Annotated in this window: 6 protein-coding genes; 1 reads left to right on the top strand and 5 read right to left on the bottom strand. The window is 34.1% G+C overall.

Features of this window, described 5'->3' with window-relative positions; all coding sequences use genetic code 11:
- From ACIPUA_RS16580 to ACIPUA_RS16560, 5 genes are all read right to left on the bottom strand, one after another.
- Positions 1–635 (bottom strand): fimbria/pilus periplasmic chaperone (locus ACIPUA_RS16580; RefSeq protein ID WP_449059881.1); only part of this gene is annotated, 635 nt, incomplete at its 3' end.
- 67 nt (positions 636–702) lie between these two features.
- Positions 703–3,246 (bottom strand): outer membrane usher protein, encoded by a 2,544-nt coding sequence (locus ACIPUA_RS16575; protein ID WP_094962536.1) that lies wholly within the window; start codon positions 3,244–3,246, stop codon positions 703–705.
- A 54-nt stretch (positions 3,247–3,300) separates the two neighbouring features.
- On the bottom strand, positions 3,301–3,816 hold the full coding sequence (locus ACIPUA_RS16570) for a fimbrial protein (RefSeq protein WP_281111448.1): 516 nt from the start codon (positions 3,814–3,816) through the stop codon (positions 3,301–3,303).
- A 63-nt stretch (positions 3,817–3,879) separates the two neighbouring features.
- The gene (locus ACIPUA_RS16565) at positions 3,880–4,440 is read right to left on the bottom strand and encodes a fimbrial protein (protein WP_281111449.1); all 561 of its coding nucleotides are present in this window, start codon (positions 4,438–4,440) and stop codon (positions 3,880–3,882) included.
- Positions 4,441–4,647: 207 nt separating this feature from the next.
- The gene (locus tag ACIPUA_RS16560) at positions 4,648–4,917 is read right to left on the bottom strand and encodes a helix-turn-helix domain-containing protein (protein WP_249890939.1); all 270 of its coding nucleotides are present in this window, start codon (positions 4,915–4,917) and stop codon (positions 4,648–4,650) included.
- A 738-nt stretch (positions 4,918–5,655) separates the two neighbouring features.
- Here ACIPUA_RS16560 and ACIPUA_RS16555 point away from each other — a divergent pair.
- Positions 5,656–5,937: transposase (locus ACIPUA_RS16555; RefSeq protein ID WP_449059880.1), on the top strand; the 282-nt coding region annotated here is incomplete at its 3' end.

The raw sequence follows: 5,937 nt of genomic DNA, 5'->3' as shown, positions 1-5,937 counted from the left end.
AATTTTGCGCTAGTAATGCCTAAACTAGCTTGCCCAAATGGAGATACCATGACTGGTGAAAAATCATTATTCTTTGTTTGATATGTCACCGAATGAGCATTAATAATTGTCACATAAAATGGTGTAGGATTTTTCACCATAGCCATTTGAGCACTTTTATCAATTGTTATTTTCTCTTGCCATGGAGAACTTTGTTCTTCAGGAATTATCGCTTTAGGGCGATAAAATAGTTTTACTCGTGTTTGTAAAGCCACTTGTAATACATTTGATTTTTCGCTTTTAGGCGGAATTTCTCGTAAATTAAAATAAAATAGAGTTTCCCTATCTTGAGGCAATGTATTAACCGCTGGTAATGCCTCTATTTTTATTTGGCTAGATTTTCCAGCTTCTATACGTTGTACTGGAGGAAGAACAACTAATGGGCTACTAACCTTTTGTCCTTTATCGTTTTCAATCCACCCTTGAGCTAAGTAAGGTAATTCTTTATTATTATTCCCAATATTTAGCGTAATAGATTTTTTATCTCCTTCAAAAATAACTCGGGTACGATCCATCGTGATACCAGCAATAGCCAGATGAGTTATAAAAACGCCAGATATAACTAGTCCTGTCCGCTGTATTGTTGTCAATTTCATCTCAAGTACCTTTTTATTTTCTAATCAGTTAATTATTCAACTCTAAAATATACTATATACCGTGTTGCTACATTTTTTTAGTTGTCTCTGAGGGAATATTTTCACATGGTAATAGTATTGATTGCTCTAAGCTTGGTAATTTCTGAGGGAAAGAAATACTACAAGCTCCTTCCACACCCCACGATACCGTCATTTTGCCCATAGGGACAATACCACTTAAATAGGTATTTCCACTATCAGCAACAATACCGGTGTTCTTACCTTCAGAATTTTTCACCTGTGCACCAAAAGGAGGAAAACTACCATTTTGTAAACGAATCACAACCATAGCTTTCGCACCAGACAATACATTGAATTTACGGTATCCAACTGCCCCTTCAGTTAAAGTTGCTTGAACTACCGACTGCTCCGCATCAACGTTATCTGGTAGATTATTTAAATCTACTTGGGCAATATTACGATAGTAACTGTTCACATTGGTTATTACTGCTTTACCAAAATGGTTTGACTTAACAGGAGCCCCAACACCTAGAATTGGCACATTAGCCGCACCATCAGTATCAACAAGTAATCTCGTACCACCTAATTCTCCCCCACGATGTAAAGCGCCGCCATCAGGAGTTAATGTTACTCCACCATTAGCAGAAAAACCTACAGCTTGATAATCACTAGTTATATAGCTAGCATTACCAGAGAGGAATACATCATCTCCTTGATAAGAAACGAATCCACTGGTTGATGTTCCTCTTCTATTCTCCCCTGCGCTTATTTGGTAGGAAAATCTATCTGTAGGGCTATTATAATAAGACGCCCTATTATTTATACCGCCTTTACGCTTATCTCTGACATCCATGGTGTAACTTATACTACTACGACTACCCCAAGGAATAGATAAAGAAAGATAAGCACTATCATCATTAACTCCCTGATTAACTTGGCGGTTTAAAGATAAAGAAGCGCTTATATTCTTAAAATCACCCAAATCAAAATATTTTGATAACATTAAATTATAATAGTTATTTTCAGGTCTATCCCAATATGTTTGGTGGTTATAACTTAAATATAGAGATAAACCAGCATCTACGAAATTTTTATTAAATGACAGAGTATACAGCTCTTTGCTACCACCAAAATGAATTCCAGATTTTTTAGACTCTAAAAAATCATTCATACTCATGAAATCTTTCTCAGAGAAGCGATATCCTGCAAACGTTACCTGACTGTTATATTCTTCAAAATTTTTCGAATAACTTAATCGATATGAACCACCATTTAAGGTTGGCTGGTCTGGTAGTTTAGATCGAGATTGAGTTATATCAAAAGACAACGCACCTAATGCTAGCAAATCTCTACCTAAGCCAACTGATAAAGCTTGATAACGCTGACTACCTAAAAAACCACCAAATAATGACCATCCATTTGCTACCCCCCATGAAAATTCACCTGAAGCAAAATTTTCACCCTGACTATGGCGTTCATAATCAGTTGGTTGTCCTACCGCAAGTTTATATTGAACTTGCCCTGGGCGAGTTAAGAATGGTAAGTTAGCAGTATCAACATTAAATTCTTGAGTTGTTCCATCTTGCTCTGCGACAGTTACATTTAGAGTCCCACTAAGAGCATCCGAAAGATCTTGAATGCGGAAAGGACCTTGCGGTACTTGTGCTTCATAAATAACACGACCTTGCTGACGAACTGTCACGGTGGCATTTGTTCTTGCCGTACCTGTAATTTCTGGAGCATACCCTCTTAGATTTGGAGGAACCATATTTAAATCAGTACGAATTGCAGCCCCAATAAATCGAAATGAATCAAAAACTCCTGAATCAAAATAATCTTCACCTAACGTTAATTTAGCTTTTAAAGCGGTTAAAGCACGATAGGCATAGAAACGATTCCATGTCATATCGGTATTTGATTGACTATTTTTTCCCGTAATATGGCTAGATTCAGCTTGCCAATCACCACGAAAACGCCAAGCCCCTAAATTAATGCCAGCAACCCCATTTCCGGATAATATATAGGTTTTTTGGTTGACTTTTTTCGTGTCCATTATACTACCATTTAAGTTATAATCGAACAGGAATGCATTAACTCCATTATCCCACCGAGAAGGAGGATCCCAATCTGGAGAACTATATTCTAAATAAGCTTGTGGTATATTAATCAATAAAGATGATGTAGCTAAATCACCAGTAAGTGTAACTCCAGGTAAATTTGAAGGATCCCAACATTTATCTTTATTTTCTAAATTTGACCATTTTAAATCTTTAACAGATGAAGAATTAAAGCCGATTAAATCTACTATATCTGGAGATATACATACACGACTTCCGGTTTCACTTTCTTTATCTTCAATAAATGGAACAGAATATTCACCGATGCTATATTGATTGACTTTAACTTCTAAAGTATAAGTCCCGGGCATAATATGTCCGGCTCGAGAAAATTGTTCTAAATTAATATTTTCTTTGTCTTCAATATCTAATACATCCATATTAAATATAATATCTTTTGCAAATACATGAGGAGTAACACTGCTATAAAATGCAGCAGCTATTAGTATATGCAAAGAACAATAACGCCAACGCGTAATAGAATTAAAAGACATAAAAAATCCTTGTTCAAAACAACTTGCTAAATAGCAATGGTTTTATTTTTATTATCAGTAGTAATCCAATTTAAAGCTGAGAATACTTTGAAAGTTCCCAGGAATAAATGTTGAATGATCACTTATCATACGTAACCCATAATTAAGTAACCTATCTCCTTGAGATATACCTCCAAGGGATATAGGTTGATTGGGTATTACCCATTGCCCTTTTTCATCTTCTAATCTGAGCGCTATACCAGATACATCACCAAAAACTAAGAAATTATTATTTTCTGAAGGACCAGAGAAGGTTATTGTAAATGTATTCCATGGTTCACCTGATAGTGATGATATTCTACAATCTATAACCTTTATGCTAAAAGGATGGCGCGTTCCCTGCCCAAATTGTTTCAAAACACTTATTGGCTCCACGCCTAAATCAATACTTTGATCGATTGATTCCATCGCAATGGCGCAAGGGGTTTCTAAGATACTACCATTCATGGTAAGGATCCCTTTAAGTTCAGCACTTACCGCAGATATTGATATACTTAAATATAACCCCAATATTTGAAACACAAGCTTCATGCCATATTCCTTATACATAACAGGTGGGAGATAGCTATCTTTCCCCACCTCACAAATAACTTATTAGTTGTATGTTAAAACAAAGTTAGTTGCTGCAGTAAATATGCCTGGAGTTACAGCTGTACCTTTAACACCTTGTAGGCCTGCTTGGAAACTCAATGTATTATTACCAGTAACAAAGTTTTGAGTTGTAGAACTATTAATTTTGATAGTGTCACCTGAATCATTCATCAATTTAACACCCGCGCCAGCGCCGGTACCTGTAATTGAGATTAAACCAGTGTCATTCCACTCAGTTCCATAAAAACTTACATTAACAGTATTGTTATAAGTTTTCTCTACATCATTACCTTGAGCATCTTTTTCTGTATATGTCGCATTTAGGTTACAACCTTCTAATCTAATATTGAAAGGTTGAGCTGAAGACATACCGCCATTTTCAAGAGTTACATTAGATATTTGACCTAATGGTACTTCTTGGCTTTCATCACCAGGTGCAATTGAACATGGAGCTGTTATAATTGAGCCAGTAAATGTAACTTTTCCTTTACCAGCATCTGCAGCAAATACGGATGAACTCATCGCTGCACCACAAATCAGAGTTGCAAGAATTACTTTTTTCATATTATAAACCTTTATATATTTATATAATAATACTCTCGCTCTATAGAGCTGAGATAATTTAAATAAAATAGAGAAGAATTATATATTTTCACCCTAATTTATTTTCCAATTACAGCCAACTACCCTAAAATTAGGATTTCAGTAGTAATTGGAAAAAAAATAAGTTAACAACAAAAAAAATACCACTAATAATTTAAGTAAATGTACTTAAAGTAGAATAAGGTGTTCACCAATTGAATCCTCATTTTTAATAACATCCCATAAAAATTCATCCCAAGTTTTATCTAATATTTTTAAGATCAGGTTTAATCGATTAACATCAATGGATGTAATTCCATTCTCGTACCGAGAAACTTGCTGCTGACTAACATTTAATAACTTACCTAATTGATATCCTGTTAATGATTTATTTACCCTTGCTTTTTTTATAAAAAAGCCAATTTTTTTCTGTATTGAAATCTCATTAATATCACTCATAATAACTCCTAACTTTTACTAGCTCTTGGCTTGAGACTTAAAATAAAACAACTAAATGAAGTGAGAAACTCGTAGAATAAGTAAAAAACACCAATAAAGAGTTAATAATCCGCTTTATGAATAATACATCCTTTTAATGCATACTTTTCTATATTTAAAATTTCATTGCAACGCTGGACAAGAGTAATAATAGATTTAATCACTAATAGTGTAAAATTAAAATGACCTATCGATAGACGAAAAACAATAGATAAAACAAATTAAAAATCAAGAACATTCACTTGTTTATTTTTATTTTCTTTATTTTTCATACATATAACTTTGATTTAAATATTAATATATTTTATGCACTCACAAAACAAGTAGGATTTTAAATATAATTACCCAGTATTTATTTTCATTTCGTTACAAATAATATTATTAGCGAAACAATTAACATGTATTAGCATGGCAATTAGTACTAATAATATTAGTTTATTTCATAAGGAATTAACTTTATAACTGTACTTTCAATATTACCTCTTTCATAATTAATTATTACACACTTTTACTAATTTAATTGAATATTACAAAATATTACTATTTTAACCATATCCCACATATTTTTAACATTATAGTAATAAGCTATTTTTCACCGTAATCATTATGTATGAATATAAATACGCCTTTGGCGTGAGCGTCGCGGCAGAGCCACTCTATTTCTAGGCAGCTCCTTTCTCCTCTTTTATACTTTGCGTTATGTATATTCCCAGACCTGCAAAACTATTATTTAAATATGACGATACATGGAACCGCTTTATCGATAATAACCAACTCTTTCGCAGTACAACACGAGCTATGCTAAAACACGCTCGATGCCTTGGACTCAAGGCCGGTATCTTTTGCGCCCTCCACACCTACGGCCGCCAACTCAATCAACACCCGCACATTCATTTATCAGTCACCCGAAACGATCTCACCAAGTACAGCATTTGGAAGCCGATTTTCTTTAAAAAGAAAGATATCGAAAAGGTCTGGCAT

This window comes from Providencia sp. AGC89 (genome assembly GCF_053543535.1).
The sequence above is the reverse complement of the archived record's forward strand: the minus strand, read 5'-3'. Positions and strand labels throughout refer to the sequence as shown.